Origin of the sequence: Cohnella abietis (assembly GCF_004295585.1) — a bacterium.
Lineage (GTDB): Bacteria > Bacillota > Bacilli > Paenibacillales > Paenibacillaceae > Cohnella > Cohnella abietis.
The window spans coordinates 1,836,139-1,849,995 of record NZ_AP019400.1; the positions used below are offsets into that span (position 1 = coordinate 1,836,139).

A 13,857-nucleotide genomic window follows, 5' to 3' on the forward strand; every position below is an offset into this window, starting at 1 on the left:
GATCAGAAAGCTCCGAAGTTTTTTTTCCAGGAGTCTTCTGATCTTCTTGTATATTGTAGAAATTGGAAAGTAGCGGCGGTATACTAGTAGAAATAGGAAGTTAATATAACGAAGGGGTTGTTAATACGATGAGTAATGCGATTTCAAGACGAATTGAAGAGCTTAGCAAACTCGCTCCGCCACTTACGGCGCAACCAGATTTAGAAGAGTATTGGGATCAGACGCTGAAGAGCTTTTCGACCAAACCATTGAATGCTAAAAGAACACTTGAGGAAACGCCATATACATACATGGATGTTTACAAAGTAGAATATGAAGGCTTCGATGAGACACCGATTTATGGCTGGTATTTGTTACCGCGTTATCGGCGCGATGAGAAGGTGCCTTGCATCGTCCATTTCCACGGATATGGTGGGAGCAAAGGGTATCCTGAGGAATACGCCTCTTATTTGTTGATGGGGTTTGCGGTATTTGCTATAGATGTGCGAGGCCAAGCTGGGGAAACGGGTAACTTGCTTGCTCACGAATATGGGGTAGCTAAAGGATGGGTTACACAAGGAATTCTGCATCGGGACACCTGCTATTATAAAGCGATTACAATAGATGCATTGAAGGCGTTCGAATGGGTTAGCGAGCAACCTGAAGTAGATTTGACCCGTATATGCTCAGCGGGAGGAAGCCAAGGTGGTGGAATAGCGATGATCGCGGCGGCTTTATCCGATATTCCGACAATTGCAGTGTGTCATATTCCGAACATGTGTCAGATGGATTTTGGAGTATTAAATTCAAGTAGCTCTTTAGCTGAAGCAGCAATTTTTATCGAGCGGTTCCCTGAGCACCAGGATACGGTATTCGAGACGTTGAGCTACTACGATAATATGAATCTAGCTCATCGTATTCGTATTCCGGTATTCGTGACGGTCGGGCTGAAGGACCCAGTGACAATGCCCGAAACCATATATGCGGCATATAACTTCATCGAATCGGAGAAAACAATTGTGCCGTATCCATTCTCGGGCCACACTGTAACAGGCGACCAACACCGCAGGGCGATGGATTTTGTCTCGGAGCATTTTGGTAGAGATTGAGCTTCAGAAAAGAATTTGAGTCGCAATAACGTTTGTAGTAACACTAGATCGAGCAGAACTCTTCGCGCTCCCGTTGCTAATAGTGCTTCTTATAGCAATTCTAGCATTCATCGCAGCCGTGGTAGTGAGTAATAAGAATATTTCGAGTAACTGGTCCTGAACAAGGCACGATTGGCAGGAGCTATACGAATATTTCGAGCAACGTGTCCCGGAAGAGGCATGATTGGAGAGAGATGCACGAATATTTCGAACAACGTGTCCCGGAAGAGGCACGATTAGAGAGAGCTATACGAATAATTCGAACAACGTGTCCCGGAAGAGACACGATTGGTAGGAGTTATACGAATATTTCGAGCAACGGGTCCCAGAAGAGGCACGATAGGCAAGAGCTATACGAATATTTCGAGTAACGCAACAAACCCAACAAAGCCAAAAGCGGCGAACCCCTAAGGATTCGCCGCTTCTGGCTTATTACACTTTTTCTGTTGGTGTTTCGGAAGTAAAGGGTTTAACCTCTAGCTCGTCTATTGGAATATCGGATTGGAGGCTTGACGCCTCGGGAGTCACGATGTTTTCGACCTTTTCCGGCTCTCTCACTAGACGATCGACGACTGCAGGTACTAGCAATGTTAATGCATAGGCGAGTGTCATCCAAACGGAGAAGGCATGATGCTGCCCCTCATTAAACTTAGGAAACACGGACTCGCGATGCCACAGTGTGAATGTGTTAAGCAGCATACCCACAGCAGCAGCTACGAAACCGAAGCGTGTAGCAGAACCGCGCTCCTTCAACAGTCGGAGTCTTACGATTAATGCCATACCGATTAACAGAAGGAAGCTAAGCATTTCAAGCAGAAACAGGGAAGATCCGAAATAAGGGTCTCCGACCTCAAGCACGACCCAATCGCCGAATAGTAGGAAGAATAGAGTAGGCACGGCCCATACTGCAACTCCTAATCCAGTTAAAATAACGCCTTGACGCACGAGAATCAGCCCCTTCCAATTTCTGCTTAATTAATGTGACCTTCTGTCATCTATTCGACAAACCTTGTCGTTTTCCTCTTAAGGCACTAAGCTACGCAAAACGGTCATTGAGCCATCAAGCGTGTATTGGCCTAGGTTAGCTGGTAATAGGAAGCAATCGCCTGCTTTAGCATCAACTAGACCGTTAGACCAACCAATGCTGCCGGAGCCCTCGCATACTATGAGAATGACAAAGCTATCCGACGAGGTGGAGAGAGACCATTGCCCGTTCACCACACCTTTGTCCGTTGTAAAGTAGGCAGAGGAGGCCAAAGTCAGCCATTCTCCAGGCTTCGCGCCGTCTGTATCCATTCGTGCAGCTCCGGAATCTCCATAGGAGGTTACATTTAATGAATCCTCGATATGTAATTCACGCGGGCTACCATCCAATCCAGGACGATTGTAGTCATATAACCGGTAGGTTGTGTCCGAGTTTTGTTGAATCTCCGCGACCACCACTCCAGCACATAATGCATGCACGGTGCCAGCTGGAATGTAGAAGGTGTCTCCAGCTTTAACACTTACTTCTTGAAGGCTATCCATAATACGACCTTCTTCGATGGCTTGAGCCATGCTGGCCCGATCGACTCCCGGCTTCAATCCATAGATGATTTTGGCATCTGGCTTTGCAGAGAGTACGTACCACATTTCCGTTTTGCCAATTTCGCCCTTTGGAAGGCCCTCGTAGTCATCGTTCGGATGTACCTGGATCGACAGATCGTCGTTGCAATCAAGCAATTTAATGAGTAGAGGAAACCGTCCATTGCTGGAATCACTGCCTTTGGATCCGAACCATACATCTCCGTACAATTCGCGAATCTCATCAAGGCCTTTGCCCGCTAACGCGCCATTCGTGACATGGGATACACCATTCTGGTGATCAGCAATCATCCAGCCCTCTCCGATAGCCCCTTTTGGTACGTCGAATCCGAATTGCTCAAGTGCACGGCCACCCCAAACTCTTTCTTTGAATTCCGGTTTAAAATGTAACGGATATGGTTGTATGCTCATGTTATTTAGCGCCTCCTCGTGTTGTTTGGAAAAATTCTATCGCTTCTTCATCCGGTCCACTAAAGAAGAAGTAACGACTGCCATTAGGCAAAGTCGTTAACTCCTCATCAAGTCCATTCACCTGCAAGGAACGAATCCGGCTAAATTCTTGTTCAATATCATCAACTGTAAAAGCGATATGGTGAACTCGCCCTGCTTTGGCTACTTCGCCTGTAAGGCCTTCAATTAATTCTACCTCGGTTTCTGAAGAAGAGTTAAATGATAAAAACGCTAATTTAACAACGCCATTCGTGTGGGTAATCGTCTCCGTGTGCTTTAGTCCGACTACGTTCTCGTAGAAGGAAATAGAAACCTCTAAAGAATTTACTATTATGCCAACATGCTCGAGTTTAGTCACAGCCATTCGGGTGTACCTCCTATTTTTTTATTAAACCTATAAGATAAGGAGCTGCTGCCTTCTGAGGAAATCGATAAACAATTGCCTGTGCGAGAGAAGGAGGAACGTTAGAAGCCCAAGATTCTACGGCAGCCGCTTCAGCTTGACCACCTTCATGTCCGGGATAGACAACAACAGTGAGAATGCCTCCACTACGAAGCAGCAACAGAGCAGCTTCCAAGGCAGCTAGTGTTGTGGATGTCTGAGTAATGATTGTAGATGCCGCCCCTGGGAGAAAGCCAAGATTAAACATGATTGCGGCAATCTGACCATGATGCTCTGCAGCGATATGGCTTGCCATATGCTCATGACCTGCCAGAAGGAGGTTCACATTAGCAAGCTGGTCTGGCTTAGAAGCTGTTGCTTGTAGCCGGGTCTGTGTTTGCGCTAAGGCTTCAGCCTGAATGTCAAAGACGTATACAGTCCCCTTAGCTCCGAGTAGTCCGGCTAGGAATAGCGTATCAGAGCCATTTCCTGCCGTCGCATCAACGGCAATGTCTCCAGCTCCTATACGTTCCTTAACCCAATGCTGGGCTTGGCTAATGACGAAGTGAAAACCCATGCTAAACGCCCTTCCATGCTTTTCCTTGCCAGCTATTCCGTCGAACTAACTCAGCGTCAATTGCATTGAGAACTTCCCACTTTTTCAGACTCCACATCGGTCCAATGAGCAAATCTCGCGGAGCATCGCCGGTTAGTCGGTGGACAATCATTTCAGGGGGCAGCATCTCTAATGAATCAATGACAAGGTCTACATATTCTTCTTGGTCTAGGAAGCGAAGCAAGCCTTCGCGCCATTGCCGGACCATAGGAGTTTTGCGCATAAGATGGAGCAAATGAATTTTTATGCCTTGAACGTCCATTTGTGCTACTTGTCTTACTGTTTCTAGCATCATTTCGCGTGTTTCGCCAGGAAGACCGTGAATGATATGGGCGCATACCCGGATGCCTCTTGCTCTTAGCCGACTGACTGCGTCTGTAAAGCAAGCCGTGTCATGGGCCCGATTGATGAGCTGAGACGTCGATTCATGAACGGTTTGCAAGCCCATCTCAACCCACAGATACGTACGCTCATTTAATTCAGCGAGATAGTCGACGACATCATCGGGTAAACAATCTGGTCGAGTCGCTATGGATAAGCCAACAACACCTGGCTGCTCGAGAATGACCTCGTAGTATTCGCGAAGCGTTTCTACTGGAGCATAAGTGTTCGTATAGGCTTGAAAGTAGCCGATATATTTGGCCTCCGGCCATTTCAAATGCTGCCGGTCACGAATGGTATTGAATTGCGATACGAGATCACTCCGCCGGCTGCCGGCGAAGTCCCCAGAGCCTCTAGTACTACAGAATGTACAGCCACCTGCGGCGATGCTTCCATCCCGGTTAGGGCAGGTAAATCCAGCGTCCAGCATGACCTTAAAGGTTTTAGTGCCGAATTGCTGGCGCATTTCATAATTCCACGTGTGAAATCTCTTATCGGCCCACAGGAGAGGGGCTTGTAAGTTTGTTTCTATTGCTGTCATCCATGCATCCGCCCCTTAAAGAAGTCAATACAATTGTAGCGAAAATTTGCCCAAATTGCGAGGGTGGACGTTCTCATCCCAAATCGTGATCGATTAAGCTCATTTCCATCCCAAACTAACATCGAAGTTTAGGCCTTGTTTCCAGTGTTTCCCCTTGTTATACCTAACATGGTGTGTTATATTAAAAGTGCGCCAAATCAATAAAAATATGTGACATAATACCTTATAGTCGTAGCATAATTTATACTCATACCCTGTTCTGGGCAAGCTAGAATCAATAATCAACAATAATCGATTGGAGATGTGATTCAAATGACTACTAGCGTACGAATTCCGCAAGGAGACGATACGGTTAAGGTTGAGTTAACGGTTAAAGAAGCAATGGCACTTGCAGGAGCTAAGTTCCCTAATAACCACAATATTGAAATATCTGCACGGAAGAAGCTCAATCTCGTCATCGACGATCATTATATCGAAGAACAACGTACAGTAAACTAAGAGAGTATTTAACAAAGGTCGGATGCCCGCAATGGGTATCCGACCTTTGTTGGTTATTATTAAGGTTTGTTACCGATGGGCAATGTGAGTAGCCACAGAGCATTCGGGATCTAGCCCCCTAATTTCTCGCATGATTCTGGGCTGTTCTAGGCGATTAACGGTATAGAGCATTAGCTTGCGTTGCCTAGTGCCCGTTCCTTCGGTATTTTCCAAGAAGACAACCTCCTTGCCGAACCTTGAACGGAGCACGTCACTAATTTCTTTGCCGCTCTCGCTTGAAACCCATACCATCCTGGTAAGATTAAAGCCATTCATTGAGAAATCTGTCATCCGGTAAGCAAGCAGGAATGCGATGATGGAATACATCGCTTCATCCCAACCAAATACGAAACCTCCAGCCAATAGGACACCGCCATTAAACACCCAAAGCCCTTTACCCGTTTTCCCCATATTTTTCGGCTTGGCAAGCATCGCTACACTATCCGAAGCGTCGACGAATCCTCCGTACCGAAGCACCATACCTATTCCAACACCTAGAGCTACTCCTCCTGCAACAGCTGCAGCAAAGGAATTATCAATAAGCGGAGGAGTAGGATGCAGGAAAAATGCGCCTAATGAAAGAATCGATAAGCCTCCGAAGGTCATTAATCGGGTTTGTGAGTCGAATTGTCGGTAACGAAATAGCACGAACGGCAAATTTAGCAAGAACAGTAACAAGCCAAGCCGCATTTCTGTGAAATAGGAGAAAAGGACAGAAACTCCTGTTACTCCCCCGACTAGCATATTGTGCGGTACGAGAAATAGTTCTAATCCAACTGCAGACAATAAGGATCCAATAATGACAAAAGGAATCCGGTATGAAACGCGCATGGTACTCATGACGATATTCACCCTTTCTTATGCATTATGAAGATTTTACCTTTTTTATGGTAACTTCAAGTATGATGTGATTTCTATGGTCGGCAGACAAAACAAATAAACCTCATCAAAATAGACGAAGGTCGATTAGAGTTGTCTTTAGGCACGTTCATAAGAAGTGGTTAACTTTAGGGGCATGAGTAGAATTTTACGCCAAATAAGCAGGATAAGGGGAAGAAAAGCAGATTTAAGCATGGGCATACTATAAGGATTGTATGCGCGGAAACGGAAGTGAGAGGCAAGTAAAAGCAAAGTGGAAAGAAGCAGCATTTTGCTGTTCAGTGATACTGTGGTTCTCTTGGTTGCTTTAACGCTGTTAGGCATATCATGGGAGAGGGAGGAGTTGTCAGAGGTTGCAAAATTCTCGCCAATAGATATCGTAGGCATGCTGAAAAGAACAAAAGCGGAGAGCAAAAATAGGACAAAAGCCAAGCTACGAAATGGCTGTACCGATTTTCTCATCCGTGTTCCCTCCTTCATTCCTCTTTACTATGATAACATACCGGATGTTGGAATCCCAAATCTCACTCCAATTTATTATGTAGGAAGATTGGTAATTCCGATATGAAAATAAGGGATTGGATGCAGTCCAAAATGGACGCTTCCAATCCCTTATTTTCCGATCAAAAAGTCAACTATTCAACAACGATAGTGCCCTTCATCTTCGTATGGCCCTGGCCACATTGAATGTTGCAATGGTACTCGTAAGTGCCTGCTTTATCAAGCTTAACTTCAACCGTTTCACCGTTTTTGATCTTCACATTCAGATCGCTAATTTCAATTCCGTGAACACCCTGATCATTTTTTAGAGTCAGTTTAAGCGTATCTCCTGTTTTTGCTTTAATTTCTGGCTGATCGAATTTCCAGTTAACTGCTGTAATCGTAATGTCCTTAGTTGCGCCGCCAGCTGCTTGTGATGAGGCTGGAGCACTTCCAGATGGAGATGCTGGTAAGCTTGGAGACGGTGAGCCTGTGTTCTTCGAGTTATTATTTCCACAAGCGCTTAGAGCGAGCATAGCTGCCAGTACGACAGTAGCTAGAAATAAACTGGTTTTTAGTTTCATAACGATGTATTCCCCCTGATGTGAATTTCTTCGTATTGAAGGCTGCGCTATTCGAGCAATCTTTGTCGTAATATTATGGATGTTAAACGGCTGGAAAATACATTGTTTTATAAACGGACATAAAAAAATTTGCTGTCCTTTTGAACCCCTTGAGAAAAATATCGTTCTCATATAGATGAAGATTTCTGTAACTATCCAGAATAGCCTTTACAAGCGTTAGTACATTCGGCAAAATAGGATTCATTGACGATGTGCAGCCAAGGGCTGCGGGAGGATACAAGAATGAGTATGAGACTACGCGGTAGAAAAAATATTCGGGAAAGCTTGGAGAAGCAGCCGGATCTTGTTGTGCTTGAGCCAGAGAAATTGAAGGGACGCTGGCATGAGTTTTTTGGCAATGATAATCCTATCCGTATTGAGTGCGGCATGGGTAAGGGGCAGTTCATCAGTCGGATGAGCGCGAACAACCCGGACATTAACTATATCGGAATGGATATTTACGATGAGCTGCTACGCCGAGGAAGTGAGAAGGCACGCGCCCTATGGAAAAGTGAGAAGGGTGTCGATGAGGTGCCGAATTTGGCGCTTGTTCGGGGGAATGTAGAGTTTCTTGAGAAAATGTTCGAGCCGGGAGAGCTAGAGCGGATTTATTTGAATTTCAGTGATCCATGGCCGAAGTCAAAGCATGGCAAACGTAGACTTACTCATCCTCGGTTCCTAATGAAATATAAGCATGTGCTTAGTGATATTGGAGAAATTCATTTTAAGACAGATTCGCTTACCTTATTTGAATTTTCACTTAATAGCTTCTCCGACATTGAATATCAGATGCGCAATATTTCTTTGGATTTGCATCGTAACGGAATACGGGATGATCTCGTTCTGACGGAATACGAAGCGAAATTCGTTGGGCAGGGAAAGCCGATATACAGGCTCGAAGCGGTTATTGGGGAGAAAATCCAGCAGGAGCATAGAACTCTTGTAGCTGAAGATTTGGCAGAGCAGGCTCGTAGAGGCAATACGCGGAAGAACGAGTCTGGCGAGGATATAGATTCTGATTCTGATTTGGATTCAGATGAATAAATTAAAATAAGCGGCCGTACCCAGCTGAGAGTTGGGTACGGCCGTTATAATAATCGTGTCTGCCAGTGGCAGGCACGTTATTTTTTGGGGAGACGTGCTCAATTCTTAAATCCAGTAGGAAAGGAGTAGGACGGTACTGCTGCCTAATAAAGCGCCGGCAACGGTATCGCTTGGGAAGTGGAGCCCGAAGTAGATGCGGGATAGAGCTACGCCTAGTCCAATGGGCAGCAGGATAGGAATTAATAGCGGCTGGGTAAGCATCCAAGGAGTTAGCATGGCGAATGCTGCTGTCGTATGTCCGGATGGAAAGGAAGGGTCCTTAAGCGGGTGACGATTTGTCTTAATTTGCGGCAATACCTGGTAAGGCCGAAGGCGAGGAGCACTTCTTTTGGCTATGGCGACAGGAATGTGGCTAATAATAACCGATGCGAAGGCAAGCCACCCGGCATGGCTCCAAGGCTGAGGTGCAAATAAACCGGCAGCTAACGAAATACAAAGGCTGAAGATTGCTCCTGCGATAAGCGATAAGGTATGAAAAAGCCAATCCAACGCGGTACGGTTCCAACGGACGTTGACATGCAGGAACAGCGGGCGTTCGACTTCCAGAAGCATGCGATAAATTCTACTCACGTTCACACTCTCCTTTTTAAAGGCAGGCAGACTAATTAACTTCTAAAGGCTAAATGATCTTTCTACAAATAGAATATAACTTGATTGTCACGCCAGTATTAACGCTCCTCTAACAAACCGTTAAGCGATGCCATTCTATATAGAAGAAAGGTAGTCCATGTTTGTCGAATGAGCGCGAAATTTGAATTGCTTTAGCTCTTGGCATTTATTTGTGTGAAATGTGACGTTTTACAATCTTCGATGGATGGGCAAGCTTTTATTGGAGATATTTACATTCGTTACACCGACCAGGCGCATAACATCTAGATGCTCACTTCAGTATTTTCTGGAGTGACTACGTAGAACGGGAGGGAAGAGATTTAGGGGCTAAAGTTGCATGTTAGCTAACGGTAAATATCACTCAAACGCTGATTATGAAAATAATGGATGCAACCTTATAATTTTCTCAGACGTTAACTTATTGTGAACAGAGCATAGGTCTGCGGATAGAAAAAGAATGAAAAACGATGAAAAGCAGTGCTGTGACGTAGAAATCGCCGCTACATACGATGCTCTGATACTCAGAACACCGCATCTTGGCTGTAAGCAGCGAAAATGGTTGTAATGCCCTTTTGACAAACTGGAGCAAACGGAAGAGAATCAAGATTATCTCTTTCGGAGAAAACTCTGGAAGGGAATGAAGGTACAGTTTTCTAGAGACAGAGACAAACAAAAAAACAGAGACAGAGACAGAGACAGAGACAGAGACAGAGACAGAGACAGAGACAGAGACAGAGACAGAGACAGAGACAGACAAAAAAAGAAAAAGGGATCTAGGGGGTACAACTGAATATGTTTAACAATTTTCTTTTGGTTATTCAGGTTTTGTTTTTTCTGGTTGGGGCGTATCAGGTTATTTTGTCTTTCTTCGGGTGGTACCGCAAAAAGGAACGGATTACGCACAAGCCAACCAAGACCTTCGCTTTGCTTATCGCTGCGCACAATGAAAAGGCCGTTGTTGGAGCTTTAATCGAGAATTTGCTTAAAATGGATTACCCTCGCGAGATGTACGATATTTTCGTCATTTGCGATAACTGCACGGACGGAACGGCAGACATAGTGCGCCGCTATCCGGGAGTTCATGCTTGCGAGCGTAATAACCCGAATGAAAGAGGAAAAGGCTTCGCAATTGAGTGGATGCTTAAAGAGCTATGGAAACATCCGAAGCAATACGATTCCATCGTTATGTTCGATGCGGATAATCTTGTAGCTACTAACTTCCTGCAATACATGAACGAAGATCTTTGCAATGGTCATCGGGTCATTCAAGGATACCTGGATACGAAAAATCCGAACGATTCATGGGTGAGCGCTGCTAACGGAATCAACTATTGGTTCTGTAACCGCCTGTGGCAAATGCCGCGTTACAATCTGGGACTATCCAACTTCCTCGGTGGTACGGGCATGTGTTTTGAAACAAAGCTGCTTAAGGAAATGGGCTGGGGTGCGACGAGTCTTGTAGAGGATTTAGAATTTACAATTCGATGCATTCAGCGTGGAATATATCCAAAGTTTAATTATGATGCTCGCGTCTATGACGAGAAACCAATTTCATTCAGAGCATCTTCACGTCAGCGTCTCAGATGGATGCAAGGACACTTCGATATTACCCGTCGCTATATGCTTCCAGTAATGTGGCAGGGGATTAAAGAGCGCAGCTGGGTTAAAATTGACGCCGGATTATATATCTTTAACGCCTACAACTTCTTGATTGGTTTCTTGATTACGGCTACGCTTTGGTTTGATTTGCTGCTACCAGGAGATCCACATTTTGATTCCATTTACTCCATCGCACCAGCGTGGCTGGCGATTCCAATTTCGCTTTATATCTATCTCCAAGTACCGCTTGCAATGATGCTGGAGAAGGTAAATTGGCGTATATACGTTAAGCTTATTATGTTTCCGATATTTTTCTTTACTTGGTGGCCTATCACGTTCTACGCCTTCTTCACTCAAAACAACAAAACGTGGAGCCATACGCAGCATACACGGGTTATTCGTTTAGAAGAAGTGCAAGGTAAACAGATGTAATTGGATTTGAGTCCCGGGCTTTGCCCGGGGCTGCAATTCAGCTAGATAGAAAGTTGTAATAACCTTTGTTGACACCGATGGAATGACATGGTATAGTGGTCGTTGTGACTGATTTATGTAAATTATTCAGCACGCTCAAGCAGAAGCACCCGCTTCTCACCTGATTGGCGAATGCTAACGGGTTTGCGTAGCCCACGATATACGGCGCTTGCAGAAACCTTGGTTTCTTGCAAACCGATAACGTTAGGACTAGAATGCGGGTCAATGCGACTCGTATTTTTTTGTTTCCAAATAACTTACTCGACAATTAATTTCGGAGGTGGAACATTATTAGCAAGGATCATCAACTAAACGAGGAAATCCGGGCGAAAGAAGTACGGTTGGTTGGCGCTGAAGGCGAACAAATCGGAATTAAACCTTTTCGTGAAGCAATGCAGATGGCGATTGACGCGAACCTTGACCTGGTTAACGTAGCACCACAGGCTAAACCGCCAGTGTGCCGCATTATGGACTATGGCAAATTCCGTTATGAGCAGCAGAAGAAAGAAAAGGAAGCCAGGAAGAATCAAAAAATCGTCGACCTCAAAGAAGTTTGGTTTCGTGCTAACATTGAAGAGAATGACTACCAGACGAAGTTTCGTAACGTCGTGAAGTTCTTAAATGAAGGCGACAAGGTCAAATGTTCGGTACGTTTTCGTGGTCGTGAAATCACGCACGCGAAGCTCGGTCAGAAGATCTTGGAACGGGTTGCGAATGAAGTAGCAGAATTATGTGTTGTTGAGCGCATGCCTAAGCTGGAAGGCCGCAGCATGATTATGATTTTGGCTCCGAAAGCCCACTGACAGGAGGATACAATTCATGCCTAAGATGAAAACTCATAGCAGCTTGAAAGACCGCTTCAAAATTACTGGAACTGGTAAAGTAAAGCGCTACAAAGCTTACAAAAACCACTTGTTGTCCCACAAATCGGGACGCGCTAAACGCGTACTTGCTGGTCAACCGTTGATGGCTCAAGGCGACGTTCGTCGTTTGCAGCAGCAACTTGGAAACCTGAAATAATAGTAGTCGTCATATGAACACTTCCGGGAGGTAATGAATCATGGCAAGAGTCAAAGGCGGATTCGTCACGCGCCGTCGTCGCAATAGAATGTTGAAGTTAGCAAAAGGTTACTGGGGCGCCAAGCATCGCCTGTTTAAGAAAGCTAAAGAACAAGTAATGAAATCCCTTATGTACGCATACCGTGACCGTCGTCAGACTAAACGGAACTTCCGCAGATTGTGGATCGTGCGTATTAATGCTGCAGCTCGCCTGAACGGCTTGTCTTACAGCAAATTGATGCACGGCCTGAAATTGGCTGGCATCGAAGTAAACCGCAAAATGCTTGCTGACCTAGCTGTTAACGACATCAGTGCGTTCAACTCGCTAGCTGGCGCTGCAAAAGAAAAAATCAACGCGTAAATTCATCGCGTAGACACGCCCCGGGCAACCGGGGCTTTTTCTATTGTTCAGACCCCTTGACGGCTGCCCGATTTGCTTCATGCTTCTTGGCAAACTTCTGTTAGCGAACTTTCGAACTTCTGTCCGCTAAACTGAACCATACTTCCGTTGACCACTCTCAACCCCAACTAATCTCGTCGACCAACCGAATTAAACTTCCGTTCACCAACCCCAGCTAAGCTTTCGTCGACCAACCCGAATTAAACTATTCTCTTCGACCAACCCCAATCAAACAAGTCCGCTAACCCTAACTAAACATTCTTTCACTAACCGCAACTAAACATTCTTTCACTAACCCCAACCAAACATTCATCCACCAACCCCAACTCCACGTCCGCCAAACTACTTAAGCTCCTATCCACTAAACAACGCACTGAGGGCTACTAAGGGAGCCGCAAAAACCCATCCGCGCCCATTTAACGCACTGAGGGCTACTAAGGGAGCCGCAAATACCCGTCCGCGCCCGAATAACGCACTGAGGGCTACTAAGGAAGCCGCAAATACCCGTCCCTTGCCGAATAACGCACTGAGGGCTACTAAGGGAGCCGCAATTACCCGTCTGCGCCCGAATAACACACTGAGGGCTACTAAGAGAGTTGCAATTACCCGTCTGCGCCCAATTAACGCACTGAGGGCTACTAAGGGAGCCGCAATTACCCGTCTGCGCCCGAATAACGCACTGAGGGCTACTAAGGAAGCCGCAATTCCCCGTCTGCGCCCGAATAACGCACTGAGGGCTACTAAGGGAGCCGAAAAAACCCGTCTGCGCCCGAATAACGCACTGAGGGCTACTAAGGGAGCTGCAAAACCCATCCGCGCTCGAATAACGCACTGAGGGCTACTAAGGGAGCCGCAAAAACCCATCCTCGCTTGAATAACGCACTGAGAGCTACTAAGGGAGCCACATAAACCCATCCACGTCCGAATAACGCACTGAGAGCTACTAAGCTAGTCTCAAGCTACACTCGTCGCATTCACTCATCTGCCTACGCCCCCCGCGAGCTCCCGTCCCCCC

General features: G+C 45.8%; 17 protein-coding genes. 8 read left to right on the forward strand and 9 right to left on the reverse strand.

Annotation, left to right across the window (positions count from 1 at the left end; all coding sequences use genetic code 11):
- Positions 1 to 128: 128 nt before the first annotated feature.
- Positions 129 to 1,088, forward strand: a complete 960-nt coding sequence (locus tag KCTCHS21_RS07525) for an acetylxylan esterase (RefSeq protein ID WP_130606430.1) — start codon at positions 129 to 131, stop codon at positions 1,086 to 1,088.
- A gap of 471 nt (positions 1,089 to 1,559) precedes the next feature.
- Here KCTCHS21_RS07525 and KCTCHS21_RS07530 read toward each other — a convergent pair whose 3' ends face one another.
- From KCTCHS21_RS07530 to KCTCHS21_RS07550, 5 genes are all read right to left on the reverse strand, one after another.
- Positions 1,560 to 2,072 carry a DUF5367 family protein gene (locus KCTCHS21_RS07530; protein ID WP_130606432.1) on the reverse strand — a complete coding sequence of 171 codons (513 nt, stop codon included), beginning with the start codon at positions 2,070 to 2,072 and terminating at the stop codon, positions 1,560 to 1,562.
- A gap of 78 nt (positions 2,073 to 2,150) precedes the next feature.
- On the reverse strand, positions 2,151 to 3,122 hold the full coding sequence (locus KCTCHS21_RS07535) for a type I phosphomannose isomerase catalytic subunit (protein ID WP_130606434.1): 972 nt from the start codon (positions 3,120 to 3,122) through the stop codon (positions 2,151 to 2,153).
- A 1-nt stretch (position 3,123) separates the two neighbouring features.
- Positions 3,124 to 3,525 carry a VOC family protein gene (locus KCTCHS21_RS07540; protein WP_130606436.1) on the reverse strand — a complete coding sequence of 134 codons (402 nt, stop codon included), beginning with the start codon at positions 3,523 to 3,525 and terminating at the stop codon, positions 3,124 to 3,126.
- A gap of 13 nt (positions 3,526 to 3,538) precedes the next feature.
- Positions 3,539 to 4,120 carry a tRNA 5-(aminomethyl)-2-thiouridylate-methyltransferase MnmM gene (locus KCTCHS21_RS07545; RefSeq protein ID WP_130606438.1) on the reverse strand — a complete coding sequence of 194 codons (582 nt, stop codon included), beginning with the start codon at positions 4,118 to 4,120 and terminating at the stop codon, positions 3,539 to 3,541.
- Position 4,121: 1 nt separating this feature from the next.
- Positions 4,122 to 5,081 (reverse strand): tRNA modification radical SAM protein MnmL/YtqA, encoded by a 960-nt coding sequence (locus KCTCHS21_RS07550; protein ID WP_408621769.1) that lies wholly within the window; start codon positions 5,079 to 5,081, stop codon positions 4,122 to 4,124.
- Positions 5,082 to 5,393: 312 nt separating this feature from the next.
- Here KCTCHS21_RS07550 and KCTCHS21_RS07555 point away from each other — a divergent pair, with 312 nt between their 5' ends.
- Entirely contained in the window at positions 5,394 to 5,579 is a 186-nt protein-coding gene (locus KCTCHS21_RS07555; RefSeq protein ID WP_130606440.1) for a hypothetical protein, read from the forward strand.
- Positions 5,580 to 5,648: 69 nt separating this feature from the next.
- Here KCTCHS21_RS07555 and KCTCHS21_RS07560 read toward each other — a convergent pair whose 3' ends face one another.
- The 3 genes from KCTCHS21_RS07560 to KCTCHS21_RS07570 all read right to left on the reverse strand — a co-directional run bounded on the left by KCTCHS21_RS07560 (position 5,649) and on the right by KCTCHS21_RS07570 (position 7,561).
- Positions 5,649 to 6,458, reverse strand: coding sequence for a YitT family protein (locus KCTCHS21_RS07560; protein ID WP_130606442.1), 810 nt, complete (start codon positions 6,456 to 6,458; stop codon positions 5,649 to 5,651).
- A gap of 138 nt (positions 6,459 to 6,596) precedes the next feature.
- Positions 6,597 to 6,959, reverse strand: a complete 363-nt coding sequence (locus KCTCHS21_RS07565; RefSeq protein ID WP_130606444.1) for a hypothetical protein — start codon at positions 6,957 to 6,959, stop codon at positions 6,597 to 6,599.
- Between the two features lie 173 nt (positions 6,960 to 7,132).
- Positions 7,133 to 7,561 (reverse strand): cupredoxin domain-containing protein, encoded by a 429-nt coding sequence (locus KCTCHS21_RS07570; protein WP_157993981.1) that lies wholly within the window; start codon positions 7,559 to 7,561, stop codon positions 7,133 to 7,135.
- A 288-nt stretch (positions 7,562 to 7,849) separates the two neighbouring features.
- On the opposite strand from KCTCHS21_RS07570, the gene trmB reads away from it, so the two are divergent.
- Positions 7,850 to 8,644: a tRNA (guanosine(46)-N7)-methyltransferase TrmB gene (gene trmB, locus KCTCHS21_RS07575; RefSeq protein ID WP_130616399.1), complete on the forward strand. Its 795-nt coding sequence runs from the start codon at positions 7,850 to 7,852 to the stop codon at positions 8,642 to 8,644.
- Between the two features lie 105 nt (positions 8,645 to 8,749).
- Here the strand turns inward: trmB and KCTCHS21_RS07580 are convergent, their stop codons facing one another.
- On the reverse strand, positions 8,750 to 9,274 hold the full coding sequence (locus KCTCHS21_RS07580; RefSeq protein WP_232058115.1) for a phosphatase PAP2 family protein: 525 nt from the start codon (positions 9,272 to 9,274) through the stop codon (positions 8,750 to 8,752).
- An 831-nt stretch (positions 9,275 to 10,105) separates the two neighbouring features.
- On the opposite strand from KCTCHS21_RS07580, the gene KCTCHS21_RS07585 reads away from it, so the two are divergent.
- From KCTCHS21_RS07585 to KCTCHS21_RS31090, 5 genes are all read left to right on the forward strand, one after another.
- Entirely contained in the window at positions 10,106 to 11,344 is a 1,239-nt protein-coding gene (locus tag KCTCHS21_RS07585) for a glycosyltransferase family 2 protein (RefSeq protein WP_130606448.1), read from the forward strand.
- Between the two features lie 329 nt (positions 11,345 to 11,673).
- Positions 11,674 to 12,186: a translation initiation factor IF-3 gene (infC, locus tag KCTCHS21_RS07590; protein WP_130606450.1), complete on the forward strand. Its 513-nt coding sequence runs from the start codon at positions 11,674 to 11,676 to the stop codon at positions 12,184 to 12,186.
- Between the two features lie 16 nt (positions 12,187 to 12,202).
- Entirely contained in the window at positions 12,203 to 12,403 is a 201-nt protein-coding gene (rpmI, locus tag KCTCHS21_RS07595; RefSeq protein WP_130606452.1) for a 50S ribosomal protein L35, read from the forward strand.
- Between the two features lie 40 nt (positions 12,404 to 12,443).
- Positions 12,444 to 12,803 (forward strand): 50S ribosomal protein L20, encoded by a 360-nt coding sequence (gene rplT, locus KCTCHS21_RS07600; RefSeq protein ID WP_130606454.1) that lies wholly within the window; start codon positions 12,444 to 12,446, stop codon positions 12,801 to 12,803.
- Positions 12,804 to 13,353: 550 nt separating this feature from the next.
- Positions 13,354 to 13,677 (forward strand): hypothetical protein, encoded by a 324-nt coding sequence (locus tag KCTCHS21_RS31090; protein WP_130606456.1) that lies wholly within the window; start codon positions 13,354 to 13,356, stop codon positions 13,675 to 13,677.
- Positions 13,678 to 13,857: the final 180 nt, after the last annotated feature.

What these genes read in the sequence shown, in the direction of transcription:
- KCTCHS21_RS07550 (WP_408621769.1), bottom strand. Translation starts at nt 5,081, where the DNA reads ATGACAGCAATAGAAACAAACTTACAAGCCCCTCTCCTGTGGGCCGAT.
- KCTCHS21_RS07540 (WP_130606436.1), bottom strand. Translation starts at nt 3,525, where the DNA reads ATGGCTGTGACTAAACTCGAGCATGTTGGCATAATAGTAAATTCTTTA.
- KCTCHS21_RS07560 (WP_130606442.1), bottom strand. Translation starts at nt 6,458, where the DNA reads ATGAGTACCATGCGCGTTTCATACCGGATTCCTTTTGTCATTATTGGA.
- KCTCHS21_RS07545 (WP_130606438.1), bottom strand. Translation starts at nt 4,120, where the DNA reads ATGGGTTTTCACTTCGTCATTAGCCAAGCCCAGCATTGGGTTAAGGAA.
- trmB (WP_130616399.1), top strand. Translation starts at nt 7,850, where the DNA reads ATGAGACTACGCGGTAGAAAAAATATTCGGGAAAGCTTGGAGAAGCAG.
- KCTCHS21_RS07525 (WP_130606430.1), top strand. Translation starts at nt 129, where the DNA reads ATGAGTAATGCGATTTCAAGACGAATTGAAGAGCTTAGCAAACTCGCT.
- rplT (WP_130606454.1), top strand. Translation starts at nt 12,444, where the DNA reads ATGGCAAGAGTCAAAGGCGGATTCGTCACGCGCCGTCGTCGCAATAGA.
- KCTCHS21_RS07535 (WP_130606434.1), bottom strand. Translation starts at nt 3,122, where the DNA reads ATGAGCATACAACCATATCCGTTACATTTTAAACCGGAATTCAAAGAA.
- KCTCHS21_RS07555 (WP_130606440.1), top strand. Translation starts at nt 5,394, where the DNA reads ATGACTACTAGCGTACGAATTCCGCAAGGAGACGATACGGTTAAGGTT.
- KCTCHS21_RS07585 (WP_130606448.1), top strand. Translation starts at nt 10,106, where the DNA reads ATGTTTAACAATTTTCTTTTGGTTATTCAGGTTTTGTTTTTTCTGGTT.
- KCTCHS21_RS07565 (WP_130606444.1), bottom strand. Translation starts at nt 6,959, where the DNA reads ATGAGAAAATCGGTACAGCCATTTCGTAGCTTGGCTTTTGTCCTATTT.
- KCTCHS21_RS07570 (WP_157993981.1), bottom strand. Translation starts at nt 7,561, where the DNA reads ATGAAACTAAAAACCAGTTTATTTCTAGCTACTGTCGTACTGGCAGCT.
- rpmI (WP_130606452.1), top strand. Translation starts at nt 12,203, where the DNA reads ATGCCTAAGATGAAAACTCATAGCAGCTTGAAAGACCGCTTCAAAATT.